Annotated in this window: 13 protein-coding genes; 4 read left to right on the top strand and 9 right to left on the bottom strand. The window is 46.9% G+C overall.

The features are described 5' to 3' along the window. Positions 1-7: 7 nt before the first annotated feature. The 6 genes from ACF8CV_RS09035 to ACF8CV_RS09010 all read right to left on the bottom strand — a co-directional run bounded on the left by ACF8CV_RS09035 (position 8) and on the right by ACF8CV_RS09010 (position 7571). Positions 8-211, bottom strand: coding sequence for a DUF1656 domain-containing protein (locus tag ACF8CV_RS09035; protein WP_005462724.1), 204 nt, complete (start codon positions 209-211; stop codon positions 8-10). Next, a complete protein-coding gene (locus ACF8CV_RS09030; RefSeq protein ID WP_031776415.1) occupies positions 211-1854 on the bottom strand; it encodes a TolC family protein in 1644 nt (547 codons plus the stop codon). Before ACF8CV_RS09030 ends, ACF8CV_RS09035 begins: the two co-directional genes overlap by 1 nt. A 10-nt stretch (positions 1855-1864) precedes the next feature. Further along, entirely contained in the window at positions 1865-4039 is a 2175-nt protein-coding gene (locus ACF8CV_RS09025; RefSeq protein WP_140282724.1) for an FUSC family protein, read from the bottom strand. 387 nt (positions 4040-4426) lie between these two features. Then, a complete protein-coding gene (locus ACF8CV_RS09020; protein ID WP_069510953.1) occupies positions 4427-5296 on the bottom strand; it encodes a DMT family transporter in 870 nt (289 codons plus the stop codon). A 141-nt stretch (positions 5297-5437) separates the two neighbouring features. Continuing rightward, complete coding sequence (gene yidZ, locus ACF8CV_RS09015) at positions 5438-6406, bottom strand: HTH-type transcriptional regulator YidZ (RefSeq protein ID WP_020841488.1); 969 nt, start codon at positions 6404-6406, stop codon at positions 5438-5440. Next, positions 6381-7571 carry an MFS transporter gene (locus ACF8CV_RS09010; protein ID WP_005484197.1) on the bottom strand — a complete coding sequence of 397 codons (1191 nt, stop codon included), beginning with the start codon at positions 7569-7571 and terminating at the stop codon, positions 6381-6383. The genes yidZ and ACF8CV_RS09010 overlap by 26 nt, the downstream gene beginning before the upstream one ends. Before the next feature lie 132 nt (positions 7572-7703). Between ACF8CV_RS09010 and ACF8CV_RS09005 the strand changes: the two genes are divergently transcribed. Next, complete coding sequence (locus tag ACF8CV_RS09005) at positions 7704-8174, top strand: GNAT family N-acetyltransferase (protein ID WP_024701018.1); 471 nt, start codon at positions 7704-7706, stop codon at positions 8172-8174. Between the two features lie 25 nt (positions 8175-8199). Further along, complete coding sequence (locus ACF8CV_RS09000; protein WP_017447218.1) at positions 8200-8655, top strand: GNAT family N-acetyltransferase; 456 nt, start codon at positions 8200-8202, stop codon at positions 8653-8655. A gap of 10 nt (positions 8656-8665) precedes the next feature. Here ACF8CV_RS09000 and ACF8CV_RS08995 read toward each other — a convergent pair whose 3' ends face one another. Next, positions 8666-9178, bottom strand: coding sequence for a DUF2799 domain-containing protein (locus ACF8CV_RS08995; RefSeq protein ID WP_023584513.1), 513 nt, complete (start codon positions 9176-9178; stop codon positions 8666-8668). 342 nt (positions 9179-9520) lie between these two features. After that, on the bottom strand, positions 9521-10195 hold the full coding sequence (locus ACF8CV_RS08990; protein WP_031847032.1) for a fructose-6-phosphate aldolase: 675 nt from the start codon (positions 10193-10195) through the stop codon (positions 9521-9523). Between the two features lie 214 nt (positions 10196-10409). Here ACF8CV_RS08990 and ACF8CV_RS08985 point away from each other — a divergent pair, with 214 nt between their 5' ends. Together ACF8CV_RS08985 and ACF8CV_RS08980 are read left to right on the top strand one after the other, a co-directional pair. After that, positions 10410-11339 carry a glycyl-radical enzyme activating protein gene (locus ACF8CV_RS08985; protein WP_138938099.1) on the top strand — a complete coding sequence of 310 codons (930 nt, stop codon included), beginning with the start codon at positions 10410-10412 and terminating at the stop codon, positions 11337-11339. A gap of 2 nt (positions 11340-11341) precedes the next feature. After that, entirely contained in the window at positions 11342-13765 is a 2424-nt protein-coding gene (locus tag ACF8CV_RS08980) for a formate C-acetyltransferase/glycerol dehydratase family glycyl radical enzyme (RefSeq protein ID WP_138938098.1), read from the top strand. 87 nt (positions 13766-13852) lie between these two features. Here the strand turns inward: ACF8CV_RS08980 and ACF8CV_RS08975 are convergent, their stop codons facing one another. Then, on the bottom strand, positions 13853-14398 hold the full coding sequence (locus ACF8CV_RS08975) for a TetR/AcrR family transcriptional regulator (RefSeq protein WP_138938097.1): 546 nt from the start codon (positions 14396-14398) through the stop codon (positions 13853-13855). Positions 14399-14494: the final 96 nt, after the last annotated feature.

Raw genomic sequence — 14494 nt, 5'->3', positions numbered from 1 at the left:
TTGGCACCTAAAATTGAATATAAAAGCTGTCAATGGCCACCACATAACCGACCATGATGGCAATAAACGTCAGAGACGGAAAAGCGATGAAGCGAGACAAACGTGTCTTGTTCAATATCATCACCGTTATCCACGTTGCCGTGACGGCGAGAAACAGCACCAGTAGCGTGGGAGAAAAGTAAATGTCTCCCCAAGAGAGTTCATGAGGCATTAGAGATCCTCCGTTTTGTTCTTATCGCCGTTTTCCGTCGGTGTTTCGATAGGCAAAGGTGGCAACGTGCGGTTTTCTTCATCCAGATAACCGTCCCAATCGGTACGATCTTGCATCTGCTTGGCGATGGATTCTTCAAGGAATGGTTTCCCCGTTTGTGCCTGCCAGCCGCCGCCCAACGCTTTGTACAGCGCGATTACTTGGTTCGCGACATTGCCTTTAATTTGCGCGTAACTGTCTTCCGCGCGGGTCATTTTTTCGACTGAGTTGAGCAGTCGCTCAAAAGAAATTTGGCCGTTTTCGTACTGCGTCATGGAGATGTTGAACGCACGAATGGAAGAGTTGACCGATTGCAAACGTAAATCTTTTTGCTGCAAATACAGGTCATACGCTTCGATCGCATTGGTCACTTCGTTCACGGCTTGCAGCACTTTTTTGTTGTAGTTGGTCAGCGTTTCTTGGAAACGAGCATCTTCGAAACGAATGTTATTTTTCACGCGTCCGTATTGGAAAATGTTCCAACTGAACGTTGGGCCAACCACCATGGTGAGCGAATCGCTAAAACTGAAACTGCTGCCATCGGGAACCGTACTGTCGATACCGATGGAACCGAACAACGAAAAGCTTGGGTACAGAGCCGTTTCCGCCACGCCAATCTGCGCACTTTGCGCGCGAGCTTGCATCTCAGAGACTTGCAAATCCGGACGTCGCATCACTAAGTTAGCATCCACTTGCGTATCTAAAAGCGGAGGACGTGGCACAATGGAACGCTCGTCGGTACCCGATAGCGCCGATTTTCTGCCTGTCGATTTGAACTGCGCTTCATAGTCAGCAATTTGCTGCGTCAAACCGTCCGATTGCAGCAATTTCTCTACTTCTTCAGGCAGTACACCCAATAGCAAAGCCAGTGCAGTGCGCGATTGCTTCATCGCAACTTCGAGGCTTGGTTGCGCGGCTTTTGTGGTGTAAAGCTGGTTTTTCGCTTGCTGTACGTCTAGCTCTGTTACGTTGCCGGAATCAAACTGAACTTGGGTGATGTGCACAACGCGTTCTTGAATCTCGATGTTGCGGCGAGACAGCAAAATACGTTCTTGGAATGTGCGATAGTTGATGTAATTGCGCGCCACCTCAGCGGTGATGGTGACCATGATGTCGTGATACGAGGCGATGGATGCGTAATAACCGGCTTCTGCAGATTCGATACCACGAGCGTATTTGCCCCAAATATCCATTTCCCACGCAGCATCAAACGACAGAGCGGCGTTGTTTACACCCTGATCATTCACGTAGGCACGCGCTAGATTTCCTGACACGGTTTGAACTTGCGGGTATTGCAAGCCGGTCGAAATGCCAAGTAATGAACGCGCTTGAACAATGCGTAGCCCTGCAGCTTCTATGTCTAGGTTTTGCTCATTCGCCAACTCGACTAATTGATTGAGCGTCGGGTCGTTAAACTGCTGCCACCACTGTTGTAATTGTTGCTCGGATTGCTGCGTATCTTTGGCTGCTTTTTCCACCGACCAATCGCTTGGCAATGGCGTTTGCGGTGGGTGGACATAGTCTGGCCCCACAGTGGTACACGCACTGAGCCCGAGCAGGGAAAGTATGGCGAGGCTTGGTTTGGTTAGTTTTGGAAGCATCATATCCCCACCTTTAAAACCGCTTCTGTTGTAAGTTCACCCAATCGATATCCTCGTAGGTTTGCTTGCAATGCTTGATTGCTTCGAACACGTTCCGTTTTAAATTCAGCAAGATATAAAAACCGGCTATCTCAGAATAAGCGTAGTCAGATAAATCCAACTCACTAAAAAAATCTTCCAGTTTATCTTCGAATGTTTGGTAATCCTGACTGTATTGGTCGAATACGGAGTCGAGTTCTTGTGTTGCTTGGTGGCTGGCTAAAGCGCCCGCCATCAAAGGAATGATGGAATCGCGGTGTTGTTGGCGAAGCTGAGTAATCAGCGGATTGGTCATCAACTTTTTCTCGGCGGCCATTAAGATGTTGATGTGATTACTGAGTACATCACACGCTTTGCTAAACGCGCCAATCGCTTCTGGCGTTGTTTTGTCAAAGTGTTTGTGGTTGATTTTCGAACCCCACACCTTGAGCTTTTTCGATGAAACGTTGAGCGTCACCAAGTGCAAGGCCCGTTTGAGCGGCGTGATAATCGAGCTAGACTGCTTCTGATAGGAGTCAAACAGATCCCGAGTGTGCTTAAAATAGCGCTCTTTTATGGTCAAAAAGAGGTGTTCTGGTCGTGAGCTAAACGGGAAGTAGTGCGCGAAAATGATCATGAATACCACCATGTAGAACAGCAGCATGATCGTCATGAGGATCCCGAAGTGATAGAACATGTTGTTATCTAAACCGAGAACAAACAAGCCCACCATGTAGAAAATCGTCACTGGCCCGTTGAACAGATAAAAGCCGATAAAGGTGTAGATAAAGATGAATAGGCCAAGCTCTAACCCGAGATCCAATTGGGGAAGAATGAAGACGTAAGAAGGCACCGCGAACAAAAAGCCGAAAGTGAACAGCACAAGCAACAAAATCGGGTGCACAGGCACGAACGACAGCAAAGACATAAACATGGTCGAGAAGACCACGAACGAGTAGCCGCCTGGTGGATTGAAATAAATCCAAATCAGTCCTGCAACCCAATAAGTGACAAAGGTTTTGACCGCGGTTTTAAAGTTTTCTGCGTCCCACCATAGAAACTTGCCTTTCGGTTTCGGCAGCGGCACGTCAAAGGAGACATTGTTCGTCACAGAGTCAATGCAGCTAATGCTCTCCGCTAAACGCGACAAGTTTTGATGCATGAGCCCCAAGAGGTGCCCCAGCATAAGCGCAGAGCCTTTCTCTAGGTGCGCTGCGTCTTCAAGCAACGCTTGGTTGTATTCGACTTTGAACTCTTGAGCACGAAAAGCGGGATCTTTTTCGTCCCAGACTTGTTGGCAGGTATCAAATAGCGCCTCAATTTCCGCAACGGCTTGATCAAAGTTGCTGATGCTTTCACGGTCTTGCTGGTGGCTAAAGTGGCTGTGCGCCGCAACGGTCAATTGTTGCGTTACCTGCTTGTTCAAATGAACCGCCAAGCGCCACTCTTTCATGTAGGCCGACACGTCGCTGCATTCCACACTGACTGTGGCAAAACGCTGTTCGAGCGCATTTTGGGCGGCGAACATCTGTTCGATAAGAGAATCCACGCTAGGTTGTGGCTCTCCTGCTTCTGGATTTTCTTCTCCCTCTTCTTGAGTAGAGACTTGCCCTGCCGATTTTTGCTCGAAATTTTGCAAGATAGCGGTGAACAGCGCGCGTTGTGCTTGGTTGAGTTGTTCGATGAGTTGTCTTAGATTTTGTTCTGTTTTGGTCGGGAATAAGAAAGTCCCCACGAGTGTGTAAACCACCACTCCAAACACCGTCATATAAGCGCGGTCAACGCCATAAAGAAACGCACCTTCTGCGTCACCGCCATTGGACATCATCAGCGTCATCACACCGGTTAGCATGAGTAGCGTTGGATCTTTTTGATAGGCATTACGGAAGTAAAAAATGAAAGAGACCACAACCGACACGCTCAGCATGTACAGCAAGCGGTCTTGAGCAAACAATCCCACCAGTAACAAGCCAACGACGGCGCCAACCAACGTACCGAACACACGTAAGGTACCTTTGGCAAGGGATTCACGACGACTGCCTGTGGATGCAATCAGCATCACTGTGGTTGCGGCCGTCGATGCTTGCGGCCAACCCATGGCAAACGGGATCAGATAAGCCAGAGTCAGGCTAAGCGATACTTTAATAGCGAATTTTATTTTGTCGTTCATAGTGTCAAAGTTTGCTCAGGCTTATCGTTATAAGTTGATGAATTTATTATGTGAATAATCAGAATCTTGTTCTGAATAAATTCGGGGGGCGGAATATAGCGGGTGAAAAAGTGTGCTTTGTAAACCCTTTGTCAAAACACAAAGTGCGTATTTGGCTCGATCTCGCGCTAGCCCTTGGCGTTATTGACGAAACGCCTAAACGAGCAAAATCGCGATCTGTGACAATTCTCACTTTTGAAACAAAAACGTCGTGTTGTGTGAGCCAATTCTCACCTTATATCCTTCGCCTGATACTAAAGCAGGCCACTCGTACCATCTGCAATGAGCTTTGCTGCTTTAAAAAGCATAGATGATGAATGGGTATTTGAGAGGGAAAGTTATTACTTTTTATCGGCTTGCCGATTGTTCGCTTGTTTTTTTGGATCGAGATAAAAAAACTAAAGCGATACCGCCAAGAATGATGCCACTGGTTAAAAGTGTATGCAGCGAAAGAGGTTCGTGGAGTACGACGGTGCCTAGTAGCAAAGCAATGGCTGGCACGGAAAGTTGGCTGACGGCGGCTTGAAGTAAAGAGAGCTTACGCATGACTTGATACCAAAGCGTATACCCAAGGCCAGATGCAATGGCGCCAGACGTGATAGCGAGCAAAATTCCACTCAGAGAGAGATGGATTGAGGACAGCATCAATGGTGATAGGAGTATGCCAATTATAGATGCAGCGATAAACCCCCACGTGATGCCACTACTTGGAGAAGGCGCTTGTTTGCCGAGCGCAGTAAACGCAGCCCAACAAACGCCAGAAATCAACATGAGAAGTGCAGAACTGATATCGGGGCGAGTGGCTGATGGCAACATTAACCAAACAAAGCCAACAATCGAAAGGCCGATACCGATGATTTCGAGAAATTGAAAGCGCTCACCTTGCCACCAATAGATGACCAGTAACGTCAGTTGCACGGCACCAAACAAAAGCAAAGCACCGGTTCCTGTCGCCAGTTGTAAGTACGCGAAAGAGAAAAGGGCAGCGTAACCAAATAAAGCCACGCCAGCAAAAAAGCGAAAGCGAGAAGTTGGCCGATCGGTTTTCCACTGACCTCTCACGACAAGCAATGCGATTAAGGTAATCGCGCCAGATATCAATCGGACGAGAGTGAAGCTTCCTGCATCAATCAACCCTTCGGCCAATGCAAGTCGGCACAATAATGAATTGGCGGCGAACGCCAGCATCGTAATAGCAGTGAGTAAAAAGGTCGACATCCTTGGCCCTTAACGCAGAAATATGGATTGAGTGTAGCGTCAAACGACCTTTTTCATTAGTTGATAAAGTGATTAGTTATAGCTGTCAGAGTGAGAAAATCATCAAAAATCACCAGAGAAAACCTGACCTTAGCCTGAGTGTTACTGTGGTAGGGAAGGTTGTTCATACAATGACTTGATGGTGTTTTTCAACCATAGCAATTTGGGATTGTACGCATTGCGTTTATGCCAAATCATGGTAAATGGAATCAGTAACTTGTCTTGTTGAGCTTGGTCTAACGGAATTGGCAAGCACACCAAATCGAGATGCAGCTTTTCTGTGTAGCTTTTGCAATAGTGCGGCGCGGTGGTGATCATGCCATGCGTCGGCTGCGCTGCCATAAAAAGGGATTGCTCAAAGTTGGACATCGTCAGCCCGATAGAGCGCTGTAGCCCTAGTTCCGTTAACACTTCATCCAACGCCCAAGTTTCACTTTTTTCCCAAACAATATTGATGTGTTGGTAGCTCAGAAAGGTCTCGAGATTCCACTCTTGCTGTAATGCCGGATGATCTTTATGTAAATACACCATCGGCAGGTCATAAAATAGAATCTCAAAATCCAAGAAATACGGCAGAAGATCCAAAGACTCTTTCGATCTCGGGTGACTTTCTCGGCCGGTAAAACCGATATCCGCCTCGCCTCGAATGATGGCGTCGAGTGAATCGTAATCCCAGTTACTGGTTTTTACTTTCGCTTCAGGGTATCGCTGGTGGATAGCGACGATGAGTCTGTCCAGCACCGTGAGCACTAATGGCGACTCAATCGTGATATCAAAACGCACTCCTTTAGGCGTAATATCGCTGCGTTTTTCTGCAATCTGGCTGCCAATTTGCAGCCATTCTGCTAGATCTTGCTCCATGCTTTGCGCCAAAGGCGTTGGCGCAAGACCTTTAGGTGTTTTGACAAACAAAGGATCATCGAACCAATGACGAAGTTTGTTGAGCGACTTACTTACGGTAGAGGGCGTAACGTTCAGCTTTTTCGAGGCTTTCGAGACGCTTTGCTCTTGCAACAATAATTGCAGAGTGAACAGTAAGTTTAAATCAAGTCGCGCTAGGGATTTCTTCATAATGGGTATCGTGAACAGGCTTTGGAATCAATAGTATTAGAGCAAGGCTGATTACGCTACCTAACACTAAGATAAACACCAACATATTCAGTGCACTAACGCCGATGAAACCCATAAACCAAATATAGAACGCGGAACTACAAACTTGAGCAATGCCCAGTAGTGAGCTCGCCACGCCAGCTTGTTGAGAGAATGGGCTGAGCGCTTGGCTCATGGCCACGCCAAAGCCACAAGCGAAGCCAGCGCAAATCAGCCCAAGTCCGAACACATAGTAATGAGATTGTCCATCATGGAAATGGGCAGCACTGAGCACGATGGCTGCACAAGCGAGCAATACTTGAGAGGTCATCATTAAGGTTCGCTGCTTAAAAATCCCCAATGCCAATGGCGCCGAGAACGAAATCAACATACTGATCGTCGCAGTCCCAGCCATGATGGAAGAATAGCCACCGCGATCAAAACCAAGCATGCTCATCACGACAATTGGTGAAGCGTTAACAAAGGTCAGAATGGTGGTCACTCCAAGTGCAGTAATGATCAGCCTACTGATAAAAAATCGCTCGAAGAAAGTCTCTTGATGGCTCTCTGGCGCTGTCTGTTCTTCCCCTTGTTGGCTGGGTAGTGATTCCTTGAGAACAAAAATGGCCAATACACTGACGAGAATGCCCATTCCTGCCATCGTGGTAAACAAACTCGGCCAAGGAAATTTCAGCATAATCAAGTGACCAATCACGGGTGCGATCACTGGAATGATACAGGTGATGCCATTGAGCATCGACAATACTTTCGCGCGGCGTTCATCGTCTAACGTGTCGCGTAAAATCGCGAACGCGACGACATAGCAAGATCCAGCACCGATGCCTTGGCAAAAGCGAGCAATCAAGAAAGCGTTTGGTTGCTCAGCCATTCCGCCGAGAAAAGACGCGAGCACGAAGATCATCGCGCCGACGACGGCAACAGGCTTTCGTCCCACAGAGTCTGCAATTTTTCCCGCGAATAACATGGTGGTAGCCATGCCAGCTAAATAGATCGAAAACGCAATATGCAACTGTGATTCACTGGCGTTGAGATCTGACGCAATTTGAGGCAAACCAACAAGATACAAATCAATGGCAGTAGGGTAGAGTAAAACGAGTGCAAAACTACAAAGTAAAAAACGGGACATGGAAACCTCTCTATCGAATGGCGAGGATAATAGAGTGCTAAACGTTTGCCTGCGAGTGGGAAATACGACACTAGGTATTTCTATTTACGACATACCCTGTATGAATTGAGCATAAAAACAACAAGGAAGATTATGATTACCATTGAAAAGTATTCGCCTGAGCGACATGAACAAACTTGCGAACTTAGCGTGCTAGAAGAGCAATCGCAGTTTACGGTCGCAGATGTGGGTGAAATGCTTACACGTCTTGAACCCACAGAGCTTCCGCATCTGATTCTGGCGGACGATGACGTGGTTGGCTTTTTTCTATTTGATGCAGCTTACAGCGAGAAATACGATTTTTGCCCTAAAAACAGTTTAGGCGTACGTGCTTTGCTGGTGGATCACCGTCATCAAGGCAAAGGCATCGCCAAGCAAGCCATTCAACAGTTTGCCGATTTCGCCAAACGTCATTATCCCGAGTTTCATGCGCTTTATCTCACTGTGAATTGCCGCAACATACCTGCTTATCAGTGCTATTTAAAATCAGGGTTTGAAGATACCAATGAGCTTTACCACGGCGGCCCCGTTGGACCGCAGCACATTATGAGACAACCGCTTTAACTAGGAAAACACCAAGGATGGATATATGAGAATTGAAATCGACGATTTAGAACGGCCGCAGGTGCTTGCGTTGTTGGAAGAGCATTTACAGGACATGTACGCTACATCGCCACCAGAGAGCGTGCATGCGTTAGATGTAAGCAAGTTGAAGCTGCCTTCAATCACATTTTGGACGGGCTGGGATGGTGAGCAGCTATTGGGATGTGTGGCAATGAGCCAACTAGAAGATGGTCACGCAGAGTTGAAATCGATGCGTACGACGCCGTCGGCGAGAAAACAGGGCGTGGCATCCCGCTTACTCAATCACGTGATTGAGCAAGCGAAACATCAGGGGATACAACGTTTAAGTTTGGAAACTGGGTCGATGGCATTTTTTGAACCCGCGCATCGCCTATATGAAAAACATGGCTTCGTGTACTGCGAGCCGTTTGGCGACTATCAACCTGATCCAAATAGCCGCTTTATGACCCTAGCGTTGTAGCCCGTCGCGACTAAAAGTTAAAGTAGTAATTAGCTCCTGGCGAGATGAGTGATGCACGCTCACGCGCCAGTTGTTTTCTTCTCTCTCTAATACGCTTCGCGTTGTCTTTATCTAAGTTTGCATCCAATTGATGATCAAGGCGTGATATCTCCGCATCTAATGCGTTAATGCGTTGTTGACGCTGATATTCTTGATGGCCTAACTGATAGTTTTTAAGGAAAAGATCGTTAGAGCAAACGCCATAGTAGGTTTTTCCTTCTACACCCACCGTGTAACCATTGTCTGGCGAACAGTAAAGAATGGTGCCTTTATCAAAACCGTCTTGCCACTCAACGTGATTTGGCGTTACGCCTGCTTCGCGACAGTCTTTAATGTATTCGTACAAAATGTTTGGGTTGTTGCCTGAGTGGCCATCTTGGTAGCCGACGCGATACCAATCTGCGGTTTGGCATTGTTCTGGCGACATGCTGCTACAACCAGAAAGTAATGCAAACATGGCAAAGAGAAGCGCAATGCGTTTCATGAAGTGGATTCCTTGTTACTGCGTTAGGTTCGCTGATTATAAATGAACAGTGTTCATTTCCAATAGATAAAATTAATAATTACCGACTTATTGATGCGTTGTGCTTGTGAGTTTGTCGGTTTGAAGCAAAATTTTTTGCTTGTGGAACGAGCGTTTTTCGTCAGTAGTGATGTTACGAATAGAGTAGTTTGCGTGAAGGTAGAGGCGAGATTAGTGAGGTGGGAATCTCTTCGTAAGCCGCATCTATAAACAGTTGCCTGCGCGAATGTTACTTTTTCTCAGAGATTCCCATATCAAAAGCCCCTCGATCGAGGAGGAATGGGATTTTCGATAATTTTATGCTTAACTTTCAAATGAAAGTTTGTTGCCAAACGCGGATTTCCAGTCTTTATCAAATTGATCGACAGCCGGCTGAACTGCTGGATGAGAAAACATCTGCGCGGCCACATCGACAGGTAAGGTGATCGCTTCAATGCCTAACTTCATCACTTCCATCGCTTGTTGGGTATTCTTAAAACTCGCTGCCAAAATTTTTGCAGGCAGTTGGTTTTGATCCAGTAGCAATTGCAGGTCTGCGACCACTTCTACACCGTTTCCGTTCATCGCATCAATACGGTTCACATAAGGCGCAAGATAGTCAGCGCCGCACAATGCCGCAAGGAAACCTTGCTGAGCAGAGTAAATAGCAGTGGCGAGTACTTGAATTCCCTCTTTTTTCATTAACTTAATTGCCGATAAGCCCTTTTCGGTTGCTGGCACTTTAACGACCATATCATAGGGTAATTCTTGGATTTGGCGCGCTTCTTCTACCATGCCTTCTACAGTTGTGCTCACCACTTGAGCATGGAAACGGGGTGTGCCCCCTAACGCTTCTTGCATGCCAGCTAAGGTTTGGTTCAAGCCTTGTTTTGACTTCGCCAAAATACTTGGATTTGTGGTTACCCCTTTCAGAGGTAGGCATTGGTTAAAGCGTTTTACTTCTGCCACGTCAGCAGTATCTAAATAGAGTTCGATCATGGGTTCTACCTTATACAAAATCTTCGTTTTGATGATGGGATCACTATAGATCTGACAATCCGATGAGATCTTGATTTTGATCAATTGCAATTTCAATTGAAACTATAATAATTTCACAAAATGAAAGTTAAGTGCCAATATTTCATTATCAAATGAAGCTTTCAACAAAAGAAAAGCGTGAAAAGTAGAAGAGCAAACCAAGAGGCGGACAGCAATGTATTTCAATATTCAGAGGTTCTCGACCCACGATGGTGATGGTATTCGCACCATTCTGTTTCTGAAGGGATGCAGTTTGTCCTGTCCTTGGTGCCAAAACCCAGAAAGCCGCAGTGAAAAGCACTCTCTGCTGTTTGATGAGCGCAGTTGTATAGCGGACTGCCAGCTTTGTGTGTCGGCTTATAAACAAACCGTAAACGGCGACATGGCGAGCGATGGTATCCGACGCATTGACGATCAAATCATCATCAATCGAAAAGCCATGAGCGAAGCGCAGATCATTGCGCTGCGAAATGTATGTCCAACACAAGCGCTCAGCATATGTGGAGAGGCGGCGAAATCGGACGACCTGTTTGAAGTGTTGATGAAAGACAAGCCTTTCTACGATCAAAGCCAAGGTGGCGTGACATTTTCTGGTGGCGAGCCGCTGATGCAGCCAAGTCTTGTGGCAGAACTTGCCGAACGTTTGCATCAAAACCATGTGTCTACGGCGGTGGAGTCGTGCATGCATGTTCCGTGGAAAAACGTAGAAAAAGTTGCGCCGTATATCGATTGCTGGTTAGCGGATCTTAAACACACCGACGAAGAAAAGTTTCTCTGCTGGGCGAAGGGATCGTTAAAACGCATCAAAGACAATTTTAGAAAATTGGCACCAATTGCCAAACGCATTGTGATTCGTGTGCCAGTGGTGCCAGGTTTCAATGACACCATCGAAGAACTGACAGAAATCATCGATTTTGCTGCTTCACTTGAAAGTTGCCAAGAACTGCACTTGCTGCCGTATCACACCCTCGGCATCAACAAATACCGTTTGCTCGATATGCCTTACGAGTGTTCTGAGAAACCGTTAAATAATCCAGAACTGCTAGAAAGCGCAATGCAATACGCAAGCGAACATACTCAACTTAACGTGATTGTTAGAGGTTAACCATGGACCTACATACCCTTCCAGAGCGAATCAAAGCCCACAAATCTGCACTGGTCAACATCGTAACGCCGCCTATCTGTACCGAGCGCGCAGAGGCTTATACTCGAGCGTATCAGGCAAACGAAGACAAACCTGTGATTGTGCAACGAGCGTTGGCGCTACAAGAGCACCTGCGTACACGTACTATTTGGATTAAGCACGACGAGCTGATTGTCGGTAACCAAGCGAGCAAAGTACGCGCTGCGCCAATCTTCCCTGAATACACGGTGCGTTGGATTGAAGCGGAAATCGACGAACTGGCCGACCGACCTGGGGCTGGTTTTGCGGTAAGTGAAGAAGACAAACAAAGTATTAACGCCATTACGCCATACTGGCGCGGTAAAACTGTTCAAGATCGCTGCTATGGACTCTTTACCGACGAGCAGCAAGAGATCTTAGCCAGCACCATCATTAAAGCCGAAGGCAACATGACTTCGGGCGACGCGCACCTTGCGGTGGATAACGAAAAAATCCTGAAGATCGGTATGAATGGTCTGCTGGATGAGGTTCGTCAGCATCGCGCTAATAACGACGTGTCGACGTATGAAGGGTTGAAGAAAGAGCAGTTTTATAAGTCAGTCGAAATTGTCTTGCTTGCGATTCAAGACCATATGGTGAGTTACGCCGATCTCGCTCTGGAAATGGCACAAAACGAAACGCGACCAGAGAGGAAAGCGGAACTGGAGACAATCGCAGAAAACTGTCGTCATGTGGCTTTCCATGCGCCAATCAACTTCTGGCAAGCTTTGCAACTGAGCTATTTTGTGCAGTTGATGTTGCAAATTGAATCGAATGGCCACTCTGTTTCATTCGGTCGGATGGACCAGTTCCTTAACGACTACTACGTGCGTGACCTTGAAAGTGGCGCGATGAACAAAGCGTTCGCCCTTGAGCTATTGCAAAGCTGTTGGCTGAAATTGCTTGAAGTAAACAAGATTCGCTCTGGCGCGCACTCAAAAGCGTCGGCGGGTTCTCCGCTGTATCAAAACGTCTGTATCGGTGGCCAAAAGCTGAATGAAGGTGGTGACCCCATCGATGCTGTCAATCCACTCTCTTGGGCTATTCTAGAATCTTGTGGTCAGCTTCGTTCAACGCAACCTAACTTGAGCGTGCGTTACCACAAAGGTTTGAACCAAGAGTTCTTGATGGGCTGTATTGAAGTGATCAAATGCGGATTCGGTATGCCTGCATTCAATAACGATGAAATCGTCATTCCAGAGTTCATCAAGCTAGGCGTCGAGAAAGAAGACGCTTACAACTATGCGTCTATTGGCTGTATTGAAACCGCTGTTCCGGGCAAATGGGGTTACCGTTGTACTGGCATGAGCTTTATGAACTTTGCTCGAATCCTGCTCGCTGCGCTAAATGAAGGGGTAGATGCGACCACGGGTAAAGCCTTCCTGCCACACGATAAATCGTTAGCCAAAGGCAATTTCGCTAACTTTGAAGAAGTCGCCGCATCATGGGCAGAACAAATCCGTTACTACACACATAAATCTATTGAGATTGATACTGTCGTCGACAGTGTGTTGGAACAGCAAGCACAAGACATCTTCTGCTCAACGCTAGTTGATGATTGTTTGGCCCGCGGTAAAACGGTGAAAGAAGGTGGCGCAAAATACGATTGGGTTTCTGGCCTGCAAGTAGGTATCGCCAATTTGGGGAACAGCCTGGCAGCGATTAAGCACTTAGTCTTCGATAATGCCCAAATCAGCCAACCAGAACTGGCAAAAGCATTGGAAGAAGACTTTGACGGTATTGAGAACGAACAGCTTCGCCAGCGTTTAATTAACTTCGCGCCAAAATACGGCAACGATGATGATTATGTTGATATGCTTCTTGCGGATGCGTACCAAGTCTACATTGATGAGTTAGAACAGTTCGTCAATACGCGTCATGGCCGTGGTCCCATCGGTGGCCGTTATTATGCGGGAACTTCAAGTATCTCGGCTAACGTACCATTCGGTGTATCCACTATGGCAACACCAGATGGCCGCAAGGCGAAAACACCATTAGCAGAAGGTGCAAGTCCAGCGTCAGGCTCTGACCGTTTAGGCCCAACGGCGGTGTATAACTCAGTCGGTAAAATTCAAGCCAATAAAATCCTAGGTGGCGTGCTGCTTAACCAGAAGTTAAGCCCAGCGGCTGTCGCTTCAGAAGGGGATAAGCTCAAGCTTTCAATGCTGATTCGCACCTTCTTTAATCACCACAAAGGTTGGCACGTGCAGTACAACATCGTCTCTCGTGAAACCTTGCTGGCAGCGAAGAAGAACCCTGAGCAATATCGTGACCTTGTCGTGCGAGTTGCGGGCTATTCAGCCTTCTTTACCGCGCTGTCACCAGACGCGCAAGACGACATCATCGCCCGTACCGAACACGAGTTGTGATGGCCTCAACCCCTGTTAATGCAGAAGGCACCGATTGGTGCCTTTTTGTTTGAATACTTAATTAGCTAATTACTACGCCTGAACGCATTACAGCTTGTGCAAAATTTCCACGCATTTCTTTGTGACGTCGTCGTACTCTTTTGTCATGTAAGCGGTGGTGATGGCACCTTCTTTCATGATGCAAATGGCATCGAGTAATGATGTGTTGTCTGATTTGAGATAGCGTTGAATTAGCTCACGAACTTGCTGTTTATGGTGGCGGCAATACGTTGCAATCTCGCCGCTGTCGTCACTGAATTCGGCGGACGTGTTGATGAAGAAACAGCCGCGAAACTCGCCCAATTTTTCCTCAGAACCATGAAACCAGCCGTTAAGCGCGGTAAACAACTGGTCGATTACGTCTGTACTCGATTGTGTTGATGACAGTTTTTCCTCTAGCCACGCCATGAAGATTTGATGGCGTTGTTCTAATGCGGCGAGGATGAGCGCTTCTTTGCTCTCAAAATGGCTGTACAGCGTGCGTTTAGCCACGCCAGAAACTTTAAGGACTTCATTGATGCCAATGGAGTTGATGCCCTGTTTGTAAAACAGCGACAACGCGGTGTCGATCAATAGCTGTTTCTTTTTGTTCATAACTACGTCCTCAAAAAGTTCTACAAACACATATTGACAAAGGTAGACAGATTTGTCTATTTTAATTTGTAGACAATTCGGTCTACTTTGAGGTGT

This window comes from Vibrio sp. zbq_1, from assembly GCF_043102935.1.
In the GTDB taxonomy this organism is placed as follows: domain Bacteria; phylum Pseudomonadota; class Gammaproteobacteria; order Enterobacterales; family Vibrionaceae; genus Vibrio; species Vibrio parahaemolyticus.
The sequence above is the reverse complement of the archived record's forward strand: the minus strand, read 5'-3'. Positions and strand labels throughout refer to the sequence as shown.